Below are 15,874 nucleotides of genomic sequence, written 5' to 3'. Positions count from 1 at the left end.
TTGCCCAAGGGCACTGACCTGTCGGTGCATGACCAGGACATGCTGGACTCCATCGCAGATCTGATGAACAACCGGCCACGCCAGACCTTGGACTGGAACAGTCCCTACCAGACCTTCAGGCAGTTCATGCGGGACATCCAACAGGCCAAGACCGCTACCATCCACTGATCGAAGTCACTGCAGTTCCATCACAGTGTTGCACTTCGCTTTGGAGACCGCCCTTCTTATTCTTTTTCAAACTGAAGCATGCGCGGCATCATGGGGGTTCAGATGTCAGGAGAATCCATCATGCACGCCGCTTTTTCGCTTGTTCACGCCCGTCATGCCGCTCCGGTGCGCATTGTGATGGTGCCGGGCTGGCACAACTCGGGGCCTGCGCACTGGCAGACGCGCTGGGAGCAACGGCTGCCGCAGGCCGAGCGGGTGCAGCAGCAGGACTGGGAGGCGCCGGAGCGCGGAGCGTGGGTGGCGCAGCTGGCGCGCACGATCACGGCGCGGCCCGGTCCGGTGGTGCTGGTGGCGCACAGTCTGGGGTGCATCACTTCCGTGCATCTGCCGGCTGCCGTGGCGGCGCGGGTGCAGGCGGCGCTGCTGGTGGCGCCGGCCAATCCGCTGCGCGTGGCGGCGCTGGAGGGTTTTGCCCCGGTGCCGCGCACGGTGCTGCCTTACCCGAGCGTGGTGGTGGGCAGCGACAACGATCCCTACTGCCCGCTCGATCTGGTGCAGCAATACGCCGATGCCTGGGGCAGCGAGCTGGTGCGCATGACGGGTGCGGGACACATCAACGCCGATTCGGGGCATGGCACCTGGCCCGAGGGGTGGGAGATTCTGCAGGGGGTGCTGCAGCGAGTGGCCTCCGCGCCGCCGCATGCGGTGCGCCAGCCGGCCGAGGCCTGCCGAATGTGCGCCTGAAGCCCGCCTGAACGGCATGCCCTGCCTACCCGCCCCTGCCTGCAGATGCGCAGACGGTGTGGGATGCAGGCGGCGCAGGCCCAGGCTCAGGTACTTGTCGCCGCGATGCGCGCTGTGCCTCTGCCGCCTTTTTCTGCCTCTTTTCGCCCTTGTTCGGCTTACCGACTGTCTGGAGACTTTGCCATGTCCCGCGTTATCCCCATTGCCCCGACGGCCCCGTTGCTTCCGTCCTCCGATTCCCTTGTGCCACAGGCGCGCGACGTGCTGGCGCTCACGGCGCTGGCGTGGAGCCTGCCGGTGCCGTCTGCTGCCCTGCGGCCTGCGCCTGCAGCACCTGCCATTCACGCTCACGCGGCCGATGCGGGGCCGCTCCGCATTCCGCTGAACGAGAGCCGCGAGGCCCAGGGCTGGCCCTACTGGCCGGCCTATCCGGGCATGGCTGCGGGCTGGCGCTGAGGGCGGGCCGACTGTCTGCACCGGGTGCGGATGGCGCCGGGGCCTGCTGAGGCATGGGCAAGGCCCAGTGCTGCAGGGCTGGCAGGTCGATGCCAAACACATACGGAAACCGCACGGCCCACGTTGCATAGCGCAGGGCGCCGGATTCGGACAGGCTCCAGAGCCGGCCCTGGGGGTCGAAGGCGAGGTTTTCCAGCCCGGGAACGAGGGTGTAGCGGGCCTGCGTGCGCCCGTGGGCATCGAGCCGGTACAGCGTGCCCCGGTGGCTGTCGCTGGTGGCGACCCAGAGCGTGCCGTCGTGGTCGAACGCCGCGCCCTGTGCCCGGGGCGGCAGAGGCACGGCAGCGGTGGCCAGCGTCTCGTTCACGCACTGGTCCGGGGGCAGTGCGTGCAGGGTGGCGGGATAGAGCCGGTACAGGCGGGGCGGTGGCTGTGTGCGGGCGTGGCGCGCCCAGACGCCCAGCCAGAGGGCCTGCCCGTCCCAAGTGACAAAGGAGCCGCGCAGCGCCCCGCAGAGCTGCCATGCGCGTCGGGCGCCGATGACCGGGCCGGTGGCGTGGGTGCGGGGCAGGTCGATGCGCCAGAGGGTGACGGTGTCGGCCATCCACAGCCGGCCGCTGCCCTGTGCGCCTGCAGGCGACCATGCCAGCCCACCAGCATGGTGGCAGGTGCCGGCGGGCCAGTCCAGATGGCCGCGTGCCTGCCCGGTGGCCGGGTCGAGCCACGTCACGCGGCAGGTGGGAGATATGGCAGCGGCCGCACTGCCCACACCGCCCGACGCCGCCACCTCGGCACCAGCCGCAGAATGGTTCCCGGCATCCGACGCGGTGCGGTAGCTGGAGAGGTACATCCAGCCGGAGTGGTCGAAGGCGAGCCCCTGCGGCACCCAGCCTGCCGCCAGCCCGGGAATCGGCCAGCGGGGCGTCAGGGCAGACACGGGCATCGCGTCTGCAGGAGAAATGCCCTGCTGTGCCGGAGGGGCCTGCTGCGCCCGCACAGGAGGCAGGAGCAGCCCGCCGAGGCCGATCCCCAGCAGCACACCCCCCAGCAGGCCGCAGCCCCACCGGAGCATGGCGCTGGAGCAGGCGCTGTGGGCTCGGGGATGCAGCAGAGGCAGTGCCATGGCCCGCATCGCCTCACTCCCAGCCGAAGCGGCGGATGTAGAAGCGCTTCATGAGCTGGGTGAGCAGCATGTAGCCCAGCACCAGCAGGGGCAGCAGCGCAAAGTAGTGCAGCGGCAGGGGCTGCAGCCGCAGCACGGGGGCCAGCGGCCCCATGGGCAGGAAGATGCCCACGGCGATGATCGCCACCGACATGACCACCAGCAGCCAGGCCGGGCGGCTCTGCACAAACGGAATGCGCGGGGTGCGGATCATGTGCACGATGAGCGTCTGGGTGACGAGCCCCTCCACGAACCAGCCGGACTGGAAGAGCGTCTGCTGCGCGGGGGTCTGGGCCCCGAAGATGTGCCACATCATGAGGAAGGTGAGCACATCGAACACCGAGCTGATGGGTCCGAAGCAGATCATGAAGCGGCCTATGTCGGCCGGGTTCCAGCGCAGGGGGCGGCGCAGGGTGTCGGCATCCACATGGTCGAAGGGAATGGCCGTCTGCGAGATGTCGTAGAGCAGGTTCTGCACCAGCAGGTGGATGGGCAGCATGGGCAGAAACGGGATGAACGCCCCGGCAATGAGCACCGAGAACACGTTGCCGAAGTTGGAGCTGGCGGTGATGCGGATGTACTTGAGCATGTTGGCGAAGGTGCGGCGCCCTTCGAGCACGCCCTCCTCCAGCACCATGAGGCTCTTTTCGAGCAGGATGATGTCGGCTGCCTCCTTGGCGATGTCCACGGCCGAGTCGACCGAGATGCCGATGTCGGCAGCACGCAGGGCGGGGGCGTCGTTGATGCCATCGCCCATGAAGCCGACCACATGGCCCCGGGTCTTGAGCAGCCGCACGATGCGCTCCTTGTGCGCGGGAGTGAGCCTGGCGAACACGTTGTGCCGCTCCAGCTCGGGGGCCAGGGTGGCGTCGTCCATGGCCTCGATCTGGCTGCCGAGCAGCAGGCCCTGCTGCGCGAGACCGACTTCGCGGCAGATCTTGGAGGTGACGAGGTCGTTGTCGCCCGTGAGCACCTTGACCTCCACGCCATGCGCGGCCAGTGCGCGCAGGGCAGGGGCGGTGGATTCCTTGGGCGGATCGAGAAAGGCCACATAGCCCGCGAGCGTGAGCCCCGCCTCGTCGGCAAGGCCGTAGGTGGTCTGGGTGCCGGGCGTGCGCCGGCCCGCCACGGCCACCACGCGCATGCCCTCCTCGTTGAGGTCGGCCGTCACCTTGCGGATGCACGCGAGCAGCTCCGGCGTGAGGGGCTGCTCCTCCTGCCCGTGCCGCACCGAGGTGCAGATGGACAGCACCTCCTCCACCGCGCCCTTGCAGATGAGCAGGTGGTCGTGCGCGGGGGTGGCCACCACCACCGACATGCGCCGGCGGGTGAAGTCGAAGGGGATCTCGTCGACCTTGGCATAGCGGTGTGCGGGGTCGAGGGCGCGGAGATCGTCGGCATGGGCGAGCACGGCCACGTCCAGCAGGTTCTTGAGGCCGGTCTGGTAGTAGCTGTTGAGGTAGGCGAATTCCAGCACCTCGTCCGAATCCTGCCCCCACACATCGACGTGGCGGGCGAGGAAGATGCGGTCCTGCGTGAGCGTGCCGGTCTTGTCGGTGCAGAGGACGTCCATGGCGCCGAAATTCTGGATCGCGTCGAGCCGCTTGACGATGACCTTCTTGCGCGAGAGAAACACCGCCCCCTTGGCCAGGGTCGAGGTCACGATCATGGGCAGCATCTCGGGCGTGAGGCCCACCGCCACCGACAGCGCAAACAGCAGCGCCTCGGTCCAGTTGCCCTTGGTGAAGCCGTTGAGAAGCAGCACCACCGGCACCATGACGAGCATGAAGCGGATGAGCAGCCAGCTCACCTGGTTGACCCCCGTCTGGAACGAAGTGGGAGCCCGGTTGGTCGCCGTGACGCGCCCGGCCAGCGCCCCGAAGTAGGTGTGCGCCCCCGTGTGCACCACCACGGCGGTGGCCGAACCCGACACCACGTTGGTGCCCATGAAGACCAGGTTCTCGCGCTCCAGCACCTCGCCGGTGGCCGCGCGGCGCAGGGTGGGGAATTTCTCGATCGGCAGGGATTCGCCCGTCATGGCGGACTGGTTGATGAACAGGTCCTTGGCCGTGAGCACCCGGCAGTCGGCCGGGATCATGTCGCCCGCAGCCAGCACCACGATGTCGCCGGGCACCAGCGCGTGCAGCGGCTCCTCCAGCCGCTGGGGGCCCTGGGCCTGCAGGCGCACTCCGAAGTAGCGCTCGGCATCGGGCTGCACCTCGGCCACCGGGTCGGGACGCATCACGGTGGCCGTGTTGCTGACCAGGGCCTTGAGGGCATCGGCCGCGCGGTTGGAGCGGGCCTCCTGCCAGAAGCGCAGCAGCGTGGAGAACACCACCATGGTGCCGATCACGATGGCGCCGCGCATGTCGTCGGTGGACCAGGACACCCCCGCGAGCACGGTGAGCAGCAGATTGAACGGGTTGCTGTAGCAGTGCCACAGGTGATGCCACCAGGGCAGCGGCTTTTCCTGCTGGATCTCGTTGGGCCCGGTGCGCTCGCGCACGGCGTCCGCCTGGGCCTGCGTGAGTCCGCCGGGCTGGCTGCCCAGCTGCGTGAGCAGCTCGGCCGCCCCGGCATCGGAAGCGGCCAGCATGCCGGCCGACAGATCGGGCGGCAGGCTGTGCGCGCCCGGATGCGCCGCCGACACATCGGCCAGGACAAAGCGCCGGAAATGGCGCGCAAAGTGGCGGGTACGCAGAAAATGGGCAAACGATGCCCGAAAGGCCAACGGCATGGAGTTCTCCGGTACGGCCGGGGCCCATGCCCTGGTCGGCAGGCCGCCTGCGCACCCGAAAACCCCGCAGGGCCCTGTCCGGCGCGTGTCAGGGGCTCAGCAGACATTGTCGGACAAGCCCTGCCCCGCCGGGTGTCATTCCCATGACACTCTGCCGCCGGGCCGGCGCCCGAAAGACCCCGGTGGCCACATCGGCACCTGCGGACTCCACCGGCATGCTCCCGGACTTCCCGCCCGGCAGCGCAGCAGCGCGTCAGGACACCAGCCGGGCAGCGCCCTGCGGTCCCCCCGCCGGCAGTGCGCGCAGCCAGGCGTCGAGCACGGCCACGCTGTAGCGGCTGGCCACGCGGTCGACAAAGCGGGTGAAATCGGCATGGGCGTCGTCGTCGGCACGGTCGCTGATGGTGCGCAGGGCGGCAAACGGCAGGCCATAGTCATGGCAGACCTGCGCCACGGCCGCGCCCTCCATTTCCACGCACAGGCCATCGGGCAGCGCCTCGCGCAGGGCAGCGCTCTCGGCGCTCGTGGCGACGAAGCGGTCGCCGCTCAGGATGAGCCCCTCGTGCACGCGCGACGCCTGCAGATCGAATTCCGCCACCGCCTCGCTGCCCAGCGTGTCGTGCGGATGGGCCAGCACGCTGTGCGCCGCCTCCACCAGCGCACGCGAGAGCAGCGCATCGACGGGAAAGCGCGAGCGCCCATAGAGCGGTACCTCGTAGGGCGCGAACAGCGGCGAGGCGTTCATGTCGTGCTGCAGCAGGCTGTGGGCCACCACCATGTCCCCCACCCGCACGTCCCGGGCGAGCCCGCCGGCCACGCCGGTAAAGACCATGCAGTCCACCCCGTACTGCGCAATCAGCGCGGTGGCCGTGGTGGCTGCTGCCACCTTGCCGATGCGCGAACGCACAGCCACCACCTCATGGCCATGCCAGTGCCCCTGCCAGAAGCTGCGCCCGCCGGTGACGCTGCGGCGCTCGTCGGGCAACCGTTCGATCACGGCCGAAAGCTCGGCATGCATGGCACTGACGATGCCGATGCGGGCAGGACGGAAGGACGACGGGGACAGATCGGCAGACATGGACAGACAGTGCTCCGGCAGCAGGGAAGGCAGCCATACGGAAATGGAAACGGCAAAGGCCATGGAGATGGCCATGGCGCGAGAGGGCCATGGACAGGGAACCTCGCGGCACCGCTTCGGCGCCGCAGCCTGCCATTGTGCCCTGCCGCAATATGTTGCGAGTCGCAACAGGGCCGGAGGTCGCGGCGCCTGCATGGTGTAATCGCCCATGGAGCCGGTGCCCCCGATGCATGCCCGTGCCGATGGTGCCGGCAGCCACCCCTCCATCCATTTTCATGCTGTGTGGCCCGTTCCGGGGCCGGTGTGTGTGCCGGCCGCGCGGGCCTGTTTCCTGCTGACCGATCATGCTGTCCCGAATCACCCGTTTTCGCGGCTGGTGGGCTGCCGCCCTGTCGAGCCTGCTCCTGGCCGCCTGTGGCACCCCCGCTCCCACTCCCGACACCCATGTCCGCCGTGCCCCGCCCGTGCGGACGACACCCGGCAGCGACCTGCCGGCCTGGGTCGGGCGCTATCGCGCCCATGACCCCGTGTGCCCGCACGCCGCCCCCGGCTCCTGCAGGGGCATGGAGCTGGCGCTCACCCTGCGGCCCAACATGACCTACAGCCTGACCACCACCATGCTCCGGCGCGGCAGGCCCTACACCTTCACCAGTTCGGCGCGCTTCCGCTGGGACGCCTCGCGCACGGTGATCATTCTGGCCTCCAAGGACGAAAGCGCCCGCCTGCGCGTGGGCCGCAACACGCTGGAACGCATCGGCACCGAGAGCATGAGCCCCGAAGAAGCCGCCAGCCACCCCCTCGTGTACACGCGGGACTGAGCACTGCGGCTGCACGCACAGTGCTGCAGGGAGGGCTGAAGCAGGGCCAAGAAACAGGCCCGGAGGCACACCCCCCTGATGCGCACATGGCCTGCATCAGACGGGGCGTGGGGCGCGATCGTTCAGCGCACCAGCGTGGGCAGCGGCCAGGCCGGTGCCGGCGTCTCGGTGCGCACGGCCTGCCCCTGGGCGATGGCCTCGCGCAGGGCCGCCACGGCCTGTGCGGAGTCGGCTGCCGTGGTCAGGGCGCTCACCACCGCCACCAGATCGGCTCCGGCGGCAGCAGCCGCGCGGGCCCGCTGCGGCGTCATGCCCCCGATGGCCACCAGCGGCAGTGCGGGGTGATCGGCCCCCGCCTCGTCATGCACAAGGTGCGCCCACCAGGCCACGTTCGCATCGCCCAGCGGCACCCAGGGCATGTCCTTGGTGGTGGTGGCGTGCACCGGCCCACAGGCCACGTAGCTGGGCCGGACGCGCAGGGCGCGGGCCAGCTCCCAGAGGCTGTGCGTGCTCACCCCCAGCCGCAGGCCGGCGAGCTGGATGCGGTCGAGATCGGCATCGGAGAGGGTCTGCAGATCCTCCTGCCCCAGATGCACCCCATGAATGCCGTGGCCGTTGCGGTAGAGCACATGGCGCAGGGCCGCCTGCCAGTGGTCGTTGATGTAGAGCAGCGCTCCATGCCGCGCGGCCGCCTCGGCGCAGCGCGCCACGTCGGCATCGAGCTGGCCGGCCTCCGGGTGCTTGACGCGCAGCTGCACCACCCGCACGCCCAGATCGAGCGCGCGCAGCACCCAGTCGGCATCGCCCATGACGGCATACAGCCCGTGCGGATGGCCTGCCGCATGGACGCTGCGCGGGAGCGCCTGGAACGCCTGCGCCCGGGCCGCCCCGAGCAGCGGAAAATGCCGCCGTGCCCCCGTGAAGGCCAGCGGCAGCGCCTGATCCAGGGCCTCGATGCTGGCCAGTGCCCCCATCATGCCCAGCACGCCGCAGTCGGCTGCACAGAAGCCGTGCTCCTGCGCCTGCAGCGCCGCCATGTACAGGGCATCCGCGGCACGGGCGCTCCAGTGCGGCGCGCCGGGCCCGCCTGCGAGCGGGGAATGCAGCCAGCCCTGCGCCTGCGGACTGCTCAGGTACACGCGCGCTGCCTCCCGCACGGCTCCGGGATGGGCCAGCACCAGATGCTGCTGCCCGGGCAGGGCCGCCTCCAGATCGGCACGGCAGCGCTCTGCCCATGCCTCGATTGCCGCATCGGCCGCGCCTGCAGCGGACACCGCACCAGCGGCCAGTTCCGCCAGGGCGGGCTGCCAGTCCATGGCATGCACGGTCAGAGGCTGTGGCTGAAAAGTCGTCATCATGGAATCCATCTCCTCCATTCAACCATCCGGACATCCTGCACCGGGCCGCGCGCGCATGCACGACCCGATACCGGCCCGGGGGTATGGGTGCTCAGGGCTGAGCGGCAGCCGGTGCGGGAGCCGGCCTTGCGGGCCGGGCGGGCCGGGGCACCGCCGCAGAGGCATGGGGCCGCACGCGGGGCCGACGGCGGCGCACCACTGCGCCCGATGCCGCCGAGGCCGGACGCATCCCCACCGGAGCCGCCAGCCGCCGGTGCACCACGGGCACTCGCGCCGCAGCGGACACGGGTGCCGCCACCGGCGCGGCGTCCTGCGCGGGCGCTTCGGCCCTGGGTTCGGGAGCGGCGGCCGGTGCAGGGGCAGCCGGCACACTCGGCACCGGATGCGGCACATTGGCCGGCGTGTCCTTGAGAATGCGCATGCGCTCGGGCCGCACCTGCTGCTGCAGCCGCTCGGGTTCGCCGGGCGGCACCGGCGCAAGCCCCACGGGCGCCAGCCAGGCATGTGCCCACGCATACCAGGCAACATTGAGCAGCAGAACCAGGGCAAACAGCCAGCGCAACATGGGCAAACACCTTCCTTTCAGTGGGCATTGTGCCCTACGCGCCCCTTGCCGCACAGGCAGGGAACGGACTCATGCGGATGCATCCGTGCTCAGAATGCGCCCGCCGGACGGCGGCAGGGGCCGCACGCTGATCTCGTCGCTGAGCACTTCCCGCACGGCCGGCGCCACCCCGGGCTGCTCGATGCGCACCCGCAGTCCGCCGCGCTCGCTCACGCCGCAGGCCGTGCCCACACTGCCGTCGGAGAGCCACACGGCCTGCCCTGCCAGGGCATCGCGTGCCGCAAACCGGGCCTGCCACGGGGCAAATCCCGCACGGGCGAACTGTGCCAGGGCCTGCGCCAGGGCCGGCGCCACACGCGCCAGAATGCCGGGCGCCGTGGCATCGGGCTCCCACTCCTGCACGCAGGCCGGAGGCTGGGGCGCGGGACGGCCCGGCTCGGGCGGCGGCAAAGCCCCCACGGCCGCGATGTTGATGCCCACGCCCACCACCACATAGCGCTCCTGCCCCACGAGGCAGACCTCCACCAGAATGCCCACCAGCTTGCGCTGGTGGTACCAGAGGTCGTTGGGCCACTTGATGCGCAGCTCCTGCCGATGCTGCGGATCGAGACTTGCTGCAACGCTGCAGCCCACCATGAGCGACAGCCCGGAGAGATCCCCGCTCCCGAGCGGCACCCCCATGGAGAAGGTGAGTGCCTGCCCGGGGGGCGAGGGGGCCCAGTGCCGGCCCAGACGCCCACGGCCCGCAGTCTGCCGCTCGGCCACGAGCAGCGTGGGCTGCAGGTGTCCATCGCGGGCGCGTTCCATGAGGACGGTGTTGGTAGAGGTGAGTTCGGGCTGCACCTCGACGCTGAAGCCGGGCCACAGGGGCTCGATCTGGCTCCAGAGCGTCTCGGACGGCCACTGCAGGGACAGCGAGGACATGGCGGACAATGACGGAGATTGCACACAGAGCCTGTGCGGCGGCGTGAATTATTTCGACCGCGACTCTGTGCTAATTTAGAAAAAGGGAATAATGCGGCCGAACGGCCGGCCCATGCCTCCTGCATGCGCTGCGGCCCGCGCGACACGGTCTGCGGCCATTGTAGGAGAAGGCCGCCCTGCGCCGCGCCCCTCCGGAACACCCCTCCATCCCGACACACACTGCCATGAGCAAATCTCTCGTCATTGCCGAAAAGCCCTCGGTCGCGCAGGACATCGTGCGCGCCCTCACCCCGGTGGCTGGCAAGTTCGACAAGCACGACGATTACTTCGAGAACGCGCACTACCTCGTCACCAGCGCCGTCGGCCACCTGGTGGAGATCCAGGCTCCCGAGGCCTACGACGTCAAGCGCGGCAAGTGGAGCTTCGCGCACCTGCCGGTGATCCCGCCCCACTTCGACCTCAAGCCGGTGGACAAGACCAAGTCCCGGCTCAACGCCGTGGTCAAGCTGGCCCGCCGCAAGGATGTGACCGACCTCATCAACGCCTGTGACGCGGGACGCGAGGGCGAACTGATCTTCCGCCTCATCGAGCAGTACGCCGGCGGCAGCAAGCCGCTGGGCAAGCCCGTGCGCCGTCTGTGGCTGCAGAGCATGACGCCGCAGGCCATTCGGGACGGCTTCGACCACCTGCGCCGCGACAGCGACATGCAGGGCCTCGCAGACGCAGCCCGCAGCCGCAGCGAGGCGGACTGGCTGGTGGGCATCAACGGCACCCGTGCCATGACGGCCTTCAACTCGCGCGACGGCGGCTTCTTTCTCACCACGGTGGGCCGGGTGCAGACCCCCACGCTGGCCATCGTGGTCGAGCGCGAGGAAAAAATCCGCGCCTTCGTGAGTCGCGACTACTGGGAAGTGCACGCCACCTTCCAGGCCGAAGCCGGCGACTACATGGGCAAGTGGTTCGATCCGCAGTGGAAGAAAGGCACCGACCCCGAAGCCCGTGCCGACCGCCTCTGGAACGCCCGCGACGCCCAGGCCATTGCCACGGCCGTGCGCGGCCGCGCCGCCAGCGTCACCGAGGAAAGCCGCCACGCCACCCAGGCCAGCCCGCTGCTGTTCGACCTCACCAGCCTGCAGCGCGAGGCCAACGGCAAGTTCGGCTTCTCGGCCAAGACCACCCTCTCGCTCGCCCAGAGCCTGTACGAGCGCCACAAGGCCCTCACCTACCCGCGAACCGACTCGCGCCACCTGCCCGAGGACTACCTGAGCGTGGTGCACAAGACCTTCGGCATGCTCTCCGCAAGCGACATGCGCCACCTGGCCCCGTTTGCGCAGACGGCCATCGACAAGGGCTACATCCGGCACAGCCGGCGCGTGTTCGACAACAGCAAGGTGAGCGACCACTTTGCCATCATTCCCACCCTGCAGGCTCCCGGTGCCCTGAGCGAGGCCGAGCGCAAGCTCTATGACCTGGTGGTGCGCCGCTTCATGGCGGTGTTCTTCCCCAGCGCCGAGTTCATGGTCACCACCCGCACCAGCACCGTCTCGGTCCCGGCGGACGGGGATGGCGCCGCCGCAGGAGCTGGCCGCCCCGCCGTGAGCCACCACTTCCGCAGCGACGGCAAGGTGCTCGTGCAGCCCGGCTGGCTCGCCATCTACGGCAAGGAAGCCGCCTCCGAAACCGGCGACGAAGGCAAGGACGGCAAGCACCTCGTGCCCGTACGCGAGGGCGAGCTCGTGCGCACCGAACACACCGAGGCCAAGGGCCTGCACACCCGCCCCCCGGCCCGCTACTCCGAAGCCACGCTGCTCGGCGCCATGGAAGGGGCCGGCAAGCTCGTCGACGACGACGAACTGCGCGAGGCCATGCAGGAAAAGGGGCTGGGCACGCCAGCCACCCGCGCCGCCATCATCGAAGGCCTGCTCTCCGAGAAATACCTGCTGCGCGAAGGGCGCGAGCTCATTCCCACCGCCAAGGCCTTCCAGCTCATGACCCTGCTGCGGGGACTCGAAGTGGCCGAGCTCACCCACCCCGAACTCACCGGCGAGTGGGAATACAAGCTCGCCCAGATGGAACAGGGCCGCCTGAGCCGCGAAGCCTTCATGCAGGAAATCGCGGCCATGACCGAGCACATCGTGCGCAAGGCCAAGGAATACGACCGCGACACCGTGCCCGGCAACTACGCCACCCTGCAGACCCCCTGCCCCCACTGCGGCGGCGTGGTCAAGGAGAACTACCGCCGCTATGCCTGCACCGGACGCCCCGACAGCACCGCAGGCGACGAAGCCGGCGAACACCACGGCTGCGGATTTTCCATCTCCAAGACCCCCGGCGGACGCACCTTTGACGTGGCCGAGGTCGAGCAGCTGCTGCGCGACCACCGCATCGGCCCGCTCGAAGGCTTCCGCAGCAAGGCGGGCTGGCCCTTCACGGCCGAGCTCCAGCTGGTGCTGGACGACGACACCCACAACTACCGGCTCGAATTCGACTTCGGCAAGGAAGAGGACACCGACTCCGGCACACTGGCCGACTTTGCCGAGGCCCAGGTGCTCGGCAAATGTCCCATCTGCGGCAGCAACGTGGTCGAGCACGGCAGCAACTACGTCTGCGAAAAGGCCGTTCCCACCGTCGCCCATCCCACGCCGAGCTGCACCTTCAAGACCGGCACCGTGATCCTGCAGCAGCCCATCGACCACGAGCAGCTCGCCAAGCTCCTCGTCGAAGGCCGCACCGACCTGCTCGACAAGTTCGTCTCCAACAAGACGCGCCGCCCCTTCAAGGCCTTCCTGCAGTGGGATGCCGCCGCCGGCAAGGTCGTGTTCGGCTTCGAGCCGCGCCCCGGCGCACGTCCTTCGGCCCGCAGTGCCGCCAAGCCGACCGCCAAGGCCGCTGCTCCTGCTGCCCGTGGAGCCAAGACCCCGGCCACGCCCCGCCGCAAGGCCACCGGCACCGCCACCAAGCCTGCCCGCACCCCTGCGGCAGGCACGCTGCACCCCGATGCGGCGCTCGCGGCCGTCATTGGTCCCGATCTGGTCTCGCGCCCGCAGGCCATGAAAAAGCTCTGGGACTACATCAAGACCCACCAGCTGCAGGACCCGCAGGACAAGCGCACCATCGTGCCCGATGCCGCCCTGCGTGCCGTGCTCGGCACCGACCGCGCCAACATGTTCGCGCTCGCCGGACTGATCGGCGCCCACCTGCGCAAGGACGCCTGATGCCCACCGTGCAAAGCGCCCCGGTGCGGCGCTCTGGCAGCCGCTCCTGTCTCTGCGGCTGCGCCGCGCCCCGGCTCTCCCTGCCGGTGGGCGGCTGACTGCACGAGCGCACACGCACTCCAGCATGGGCATCGGCATTCTCTACGCCCTGGGCGCGGGGCTGCTCTGGGGACTGGTCTTCGTCGGTCCCCTGATCGTGCCCGACTACCCGGCCGCCCTGCAATCGGCCGGGCGCTACGTGGCCTTCGGTCTGGTCGCGCTGCCGCTCGCCTGGCATGACCGGGCCCGCCTGCGCGGCCTGCACGCCTCCGACTGGATCGAGGCCACCCGCCTCACCCTGGTGGGCAACCTGCTCTACTACTTCTGCCTTGCCAGCGCCATCCAGCGCACCGGCGCCCCCGTGTCCACCATGATCATCGGCACGCTGCCGGTGGTGATGAGCCTGAGCGCCAACTGGCTCTACGGCCAGCAGGAAGGCCACCTCCCCTGGAAGCGCCTGGCGCTGCCGCTGCTGCTGATCCTGTCCGGGCTGCTGCTCGTCAACCTGACCGAGCTGCGCGGCGGCCACGCCCCGGCCTGGGGCTGGCGCTACGCCAGCGGCCTGGCCCTGGCCGTGCTGGCCCTCGGATGCTGGACCTGGTATCCCCTGCGCAACGCCCGCTGGATGCGGGCCCACCCCGACCAGAGCCCCACCACCTGGGCCACCGCGCAGGGCTTGGTCACCCTGCCGCTTGCCTGCCTGGCCTACGGAAGCGTCAGCGCGGTTCTGGCCGTGGCCCAGCCTGGCTTTGCCCTGCCCCTGGGGCCGCGCCCGCTGGTCTTTGCCGGCCTGATGCTCACCATCGGGCTGCTGTGTTCATGGCTCGGCACCCTGCTGTGGAATGCCGCCAGCCAGCGGCTCCCCACCACCCTGCTGGGCCCGATGATCGTCTTCGAGACCCTCTCGGCCCTGGCCTATGCCTTCGTGCTGCGCCAGGAATGGCCCGCCCTTCCCACCCTGACCGGCATCGCCTGCCTGATCGCAGGCGTCACGCTGGCCATGCGCATCCGGCCCGAGCCCTTGTCCTCCTGAGCTCATCGCCCTCTCTGCACACCGGGAAAGAGGAGGCGTCAAAAGCAGCGCGCCCGGCAGACTCCAGGGTCTGCGCGGGCGCGCGGTACGGGGCTGGCGACATCCCGCCCGGCCTGCCTTGTCAGACAGGCCCTGCGGGCAGCGCCGGCATCAGGGTTGCGTGATGGTCACATCCACGCGACGATCCGGTGCCAGACAGGATACCAGCGCCGCCCCCTTGAGGCTGCGGCCGCAGTGGGAAACAGGCTGGCTGGAGCCCTTGCCTTCGGCCACGATATGGTCGGCAGGCACCCCCTTGGCGATCAGATGCTGTCGCACCGTCTCGGCCCGCTGCAGGGACAGCCGCTGGTTGGCGGCCGCCTGCCCCAGACGATCGGTATGTCCGGTCACCGTCACATGCGCCTGCGGGCGATGGGCCACCACATCGGCGGCCAGGGCATCGAGCTCCGTGCGTCCCTTGGCATTCAGGTCGGCTGCGCCCCCCTTGCCCAGCGGAAACAGCGCATCCGCCTGCAGATGCACCACCTCGGCGCGAGGTGCAGGTACAGCGCCATTCACCCGTGCCGCACAGCCCTCGGGCATCCAGTAGAAGGACTGGCCCTTCATGTCCTTGTCGAAGATGACCTTGTACTGGCAGACCGTGACCGGCCCGTCCGGCACATCCCGGAACTTGAAGAGATAGTCCCATTCCCGGGCGCCATGGGTTTCGCTGAAGTGCGGACGTCCCACCAGATGGTAGAGGTCGTCCTTGGTCACGCCCTTGCCGATCTTGCGCAGATTCTCGACGTTCGGGAAGACCCCTTCAGGCACACCACTGGTGTCCTCGGCCTTGGGGAAGACCACTTCCCTGGCCGTACCCTGGTCGGTGATGCCGTGGCTGACCGCATAGGTGCAGCCTGCGAGCATCGAGGCCGCGCCTGCGCAGGCCAGGGCCATGAGTGCAATCGATTTTTTCATGATGAAGCCGTTCCCTTTCTGATGATGCGATGCCTGTGTCATGGCGCTGGTCCTTACCACTGGAAGCCGGCACCGATGGTGGCACCGACGTAGCCGCGGGTGTTGCTGTTGAGGCTGCCCTTGAACACCCACTTGCCGTTGTCGGTGATGGTGGACACACCGACCGCCATGGCCGACTGGCCGCGGTAGGTGGCACCTGCCACTGCTGCCATGCTCTTGCCCGGCAGATAGGCCTGCGGCAGACCGGCAGAGGCCATGGCGCTGGCTGTGCCGGCGCTGGCATTGCGATCCACGTTGCCGATCTGGTTGCCCAGAGCGCTCACCTGGTTACCAAGGGTGTTCACGGCCTGGTTGGTCTGGTAGAGCTGTGCGCCATTGACTGCCTGCGTGCTGGTGGAGGAGACCTCACCCGGCGCCACATTGGTCAGCGTGACGGGCGAAGAGCTGTCCGCACCCACCAGCGTGAGGGTGTTGGTGGGCGTGCCGCCGTTCGAGGTGGTGGACCCCGAATTGGCGTACTGCACCGGACCGGCCCCGCCGTTCTGCAGCTGGGTCACCGCCTGGTTGGTGGCGTAGAGCTGGCTGCCGTTGATGGCGTCGGTGCTGGTGGAGGTGACACT

At 69.4% G+C, this 15,874-nt stretch carries 12 protein-coding genes and 1 pseudogene; 5 read left to right on the top strand and 8 right to left on the bottom strand.

Going from position 1 to position 15,874, the window contains the following annotated elements:
* Together ACP2WS_RS11120 and ACP2WS_RS11115 are read left to right on the top strand one after the other, a co-directional pair.
* Positions 1 to 168, top strand: a pseudogene (locus ACP2WS_RS11120) (IS30 family transposase); the annotation flags it as partial.
* A gap of 120 nt (positions 169 to 288) precedes the next feature.
* Positions 289 to 912, top strand: coding sequence for an RBBP9/YdeN family alpha/beta hydrolase (locus ACP2WS_RS11115; RefSeq protein WP_426460829.1), 624 nt, complete (start codon positions 289 to 291; stop codon positions 910 to 912).
* Positions 913 to 1,183: 271 nt separating this feature from the next.
* Here the strand turns inward: ACP2WS_RS11115 and ACP2WS_RS11110 are convergent, their stop codons facing one another.
* The 3 genes from ACP2WS_RS11110 to ACP2WS_RS11100 form a co-directional block, all read right to left on the bottom strand.
* Positions 1,184 to 2,491, bottom strand: a complete 1,308-nt coding sequence (locus ACP2WS_RS11110) for an NHL repeat-containing protein (protein ID WP_426460828.1) — start codon at positions 2,489 to 2,491, stop codon at positions 1,184 to 1,186.
* Positions 2,492 to 2,504: 13 nt separating this feature from the next.
* Positions 2,505 to 5,267, bottom strand: coding sequence for a magnesium-translocating P-type ATPase (mgtA, locus tag ACP2WS_RS11105; protein ID WP_426460827.1), 2,763 nt, complete (start codon positions 5,265 to 5,267; stop codon positions 2,505 to 2,507).
* Between the two features lie 253 nt (positions 5,268 to 5,520).
* The gene (locus tag ACP2WS_RS11100) at positions 5,521 to 6,345 is read right to left on the bottom strand and encodes a 5'-methylthioadenosine/adenosylhomocysteine nucleosidase (RefSeq protein WP_426460830.1); all 825 of its coding nucleotides are present in this window, start codon (positions 6,343 to 6,345) and stop codon (positions 5,521 to 5,523) included.
* Between the two features lie 344 nt (positions 6,346 to 6,689).
* Here ACP2WS_RS11100 and ACP2WS_RS11095 point away from each other — a divergent pair, with 344 nt between their 5' ends.
* Entirely contained in the window at positions 6,690 to 7,163 is a 474-nt protein-coding gene (locus tag ACP2WS_RS11095; protein WP_374491926.1) for a copper resistance protein NlpE N-terminal domain-containing protein, read from the top strand.
* A 122-nt stretch (positions 7,164 to 7,285) separates the two neighbouring features.
* Here the strand turns inward: ACP2WS_RS11095 and ACP2WS_RS11090 are convergent, their stop codons facing one another.
* The 3 genes from ACP2WS_RS11090 to ACP2WS_RS11080 form a co-directional block, all read right to left on the bottom strand.
* Entirely contained in the window at positions 7,286 to 8,521 is a 1,236-nt protein-coding gene (locus ACP2WS_RS11090) for a thiamine phosphate synthase (RefSeq protein WP_426460826.1), read from the bottom strand.
* A 91-nt stretch (positions 8,522 to 8,612) separates the two neighbouring features.
* Positions 8,613 to 9,086 carry a hypothetical protein gene (locus ACP2WS_RS11085; RefSeq protein WP_426460825.1) on the bottom strand — a complete coding sequence of 158 codons (474 nt, stop codon included), beginning with the start codon at positions 9,084 to 9,086 and terminating at the stop codon, positions 8,613 to 8,615.
* A gap of 69 nt (positions 9,087 to 9,155) precedes the next feature.
* Positions 9,156 to 10,010: a biotin--[acetyl-CoA-carboxylase] ligase gene (locus ACP2WS_RS11080; protein WP_426460824.1), complete on the bottom strand. Its 855-nt coding sequence runs from the start codon at positions 10,008 to 10,010 to the stop codon at positions 9,156 to 9,158.
* 224 nt (positions 10,011 to 10,234) lie between these two features.
* Here ACP2WS_RS11080 and ACP2WS_RS11075 point away from each other — a divergent pair, with 224 nt between their 5' ends.
* Positions 10,235 to 13,225, top strand: a complete 2,991-nt coding sequence (locus ACP2WS_RS11075) for a DNA topoisomerase III (RefSeq protein WP_374491930.1) — start codon at positions 10,235 to 10,237, stop codon at positions 13,223 to 13,225.
* Positions 13,226 to 13,349: 124 nt separating this feature from the next.
* A complete protein-coding gene (locus tag ACP2WS_RS11070) occupies positions 13,350 to 14,297 on the top strand; it encodes a DMT family transporter (protein ID WP_426460823.1) in 948 nt (315 codons plus the stop codon).
* Positions 14,298 to 14,447: 150 nt separating this feature from the next.
* Here ACP2WS_RS11070 and ACP2WS_RS11065 read toward each other — a convergent pair whose 3' ends face one another.
* Both ACP2WS_RS11065 and ACP2WS_RS11060 read right to left on the bottom strand, forming a co-directional pair.
* Positions 14,448 to 15,254 (bottom strand): OmpA family protein, encoded by an 807-nt coding sequence (locus tag ACP2WS_RS11065; protein WP_426460822.1) that lies wholly within the window; start codon positions 15,252 to 15,254, stop codon positions 14,448 to 14,450.
* Positions 15,255 to 15,307: 53 nt separating this feature from the next.
* On the bottom strand, positions 15,308 to 15,874 hold a 567-nt coding region (locus tag ACP2WS_RS11060), incomplete at its 5' end, for a YadA family autotransporter adhesin (RefSeq protein ID WP_426460821.1).

Source organism: Brachymonas moutaii (nom. illeg.), assembly GCF_049977365.1.
Classification (GTDB): domain Bacteria; phylum Pseudomonadota; class Gammaproteobacteria; order Burkholderiales; family Burkholderiaceae_C; genus Brachymonas.
Note: the sequence above shows the minus strand (reverse complement) of the source record. Positions and strands in the feature narration are given on the sequence as shown.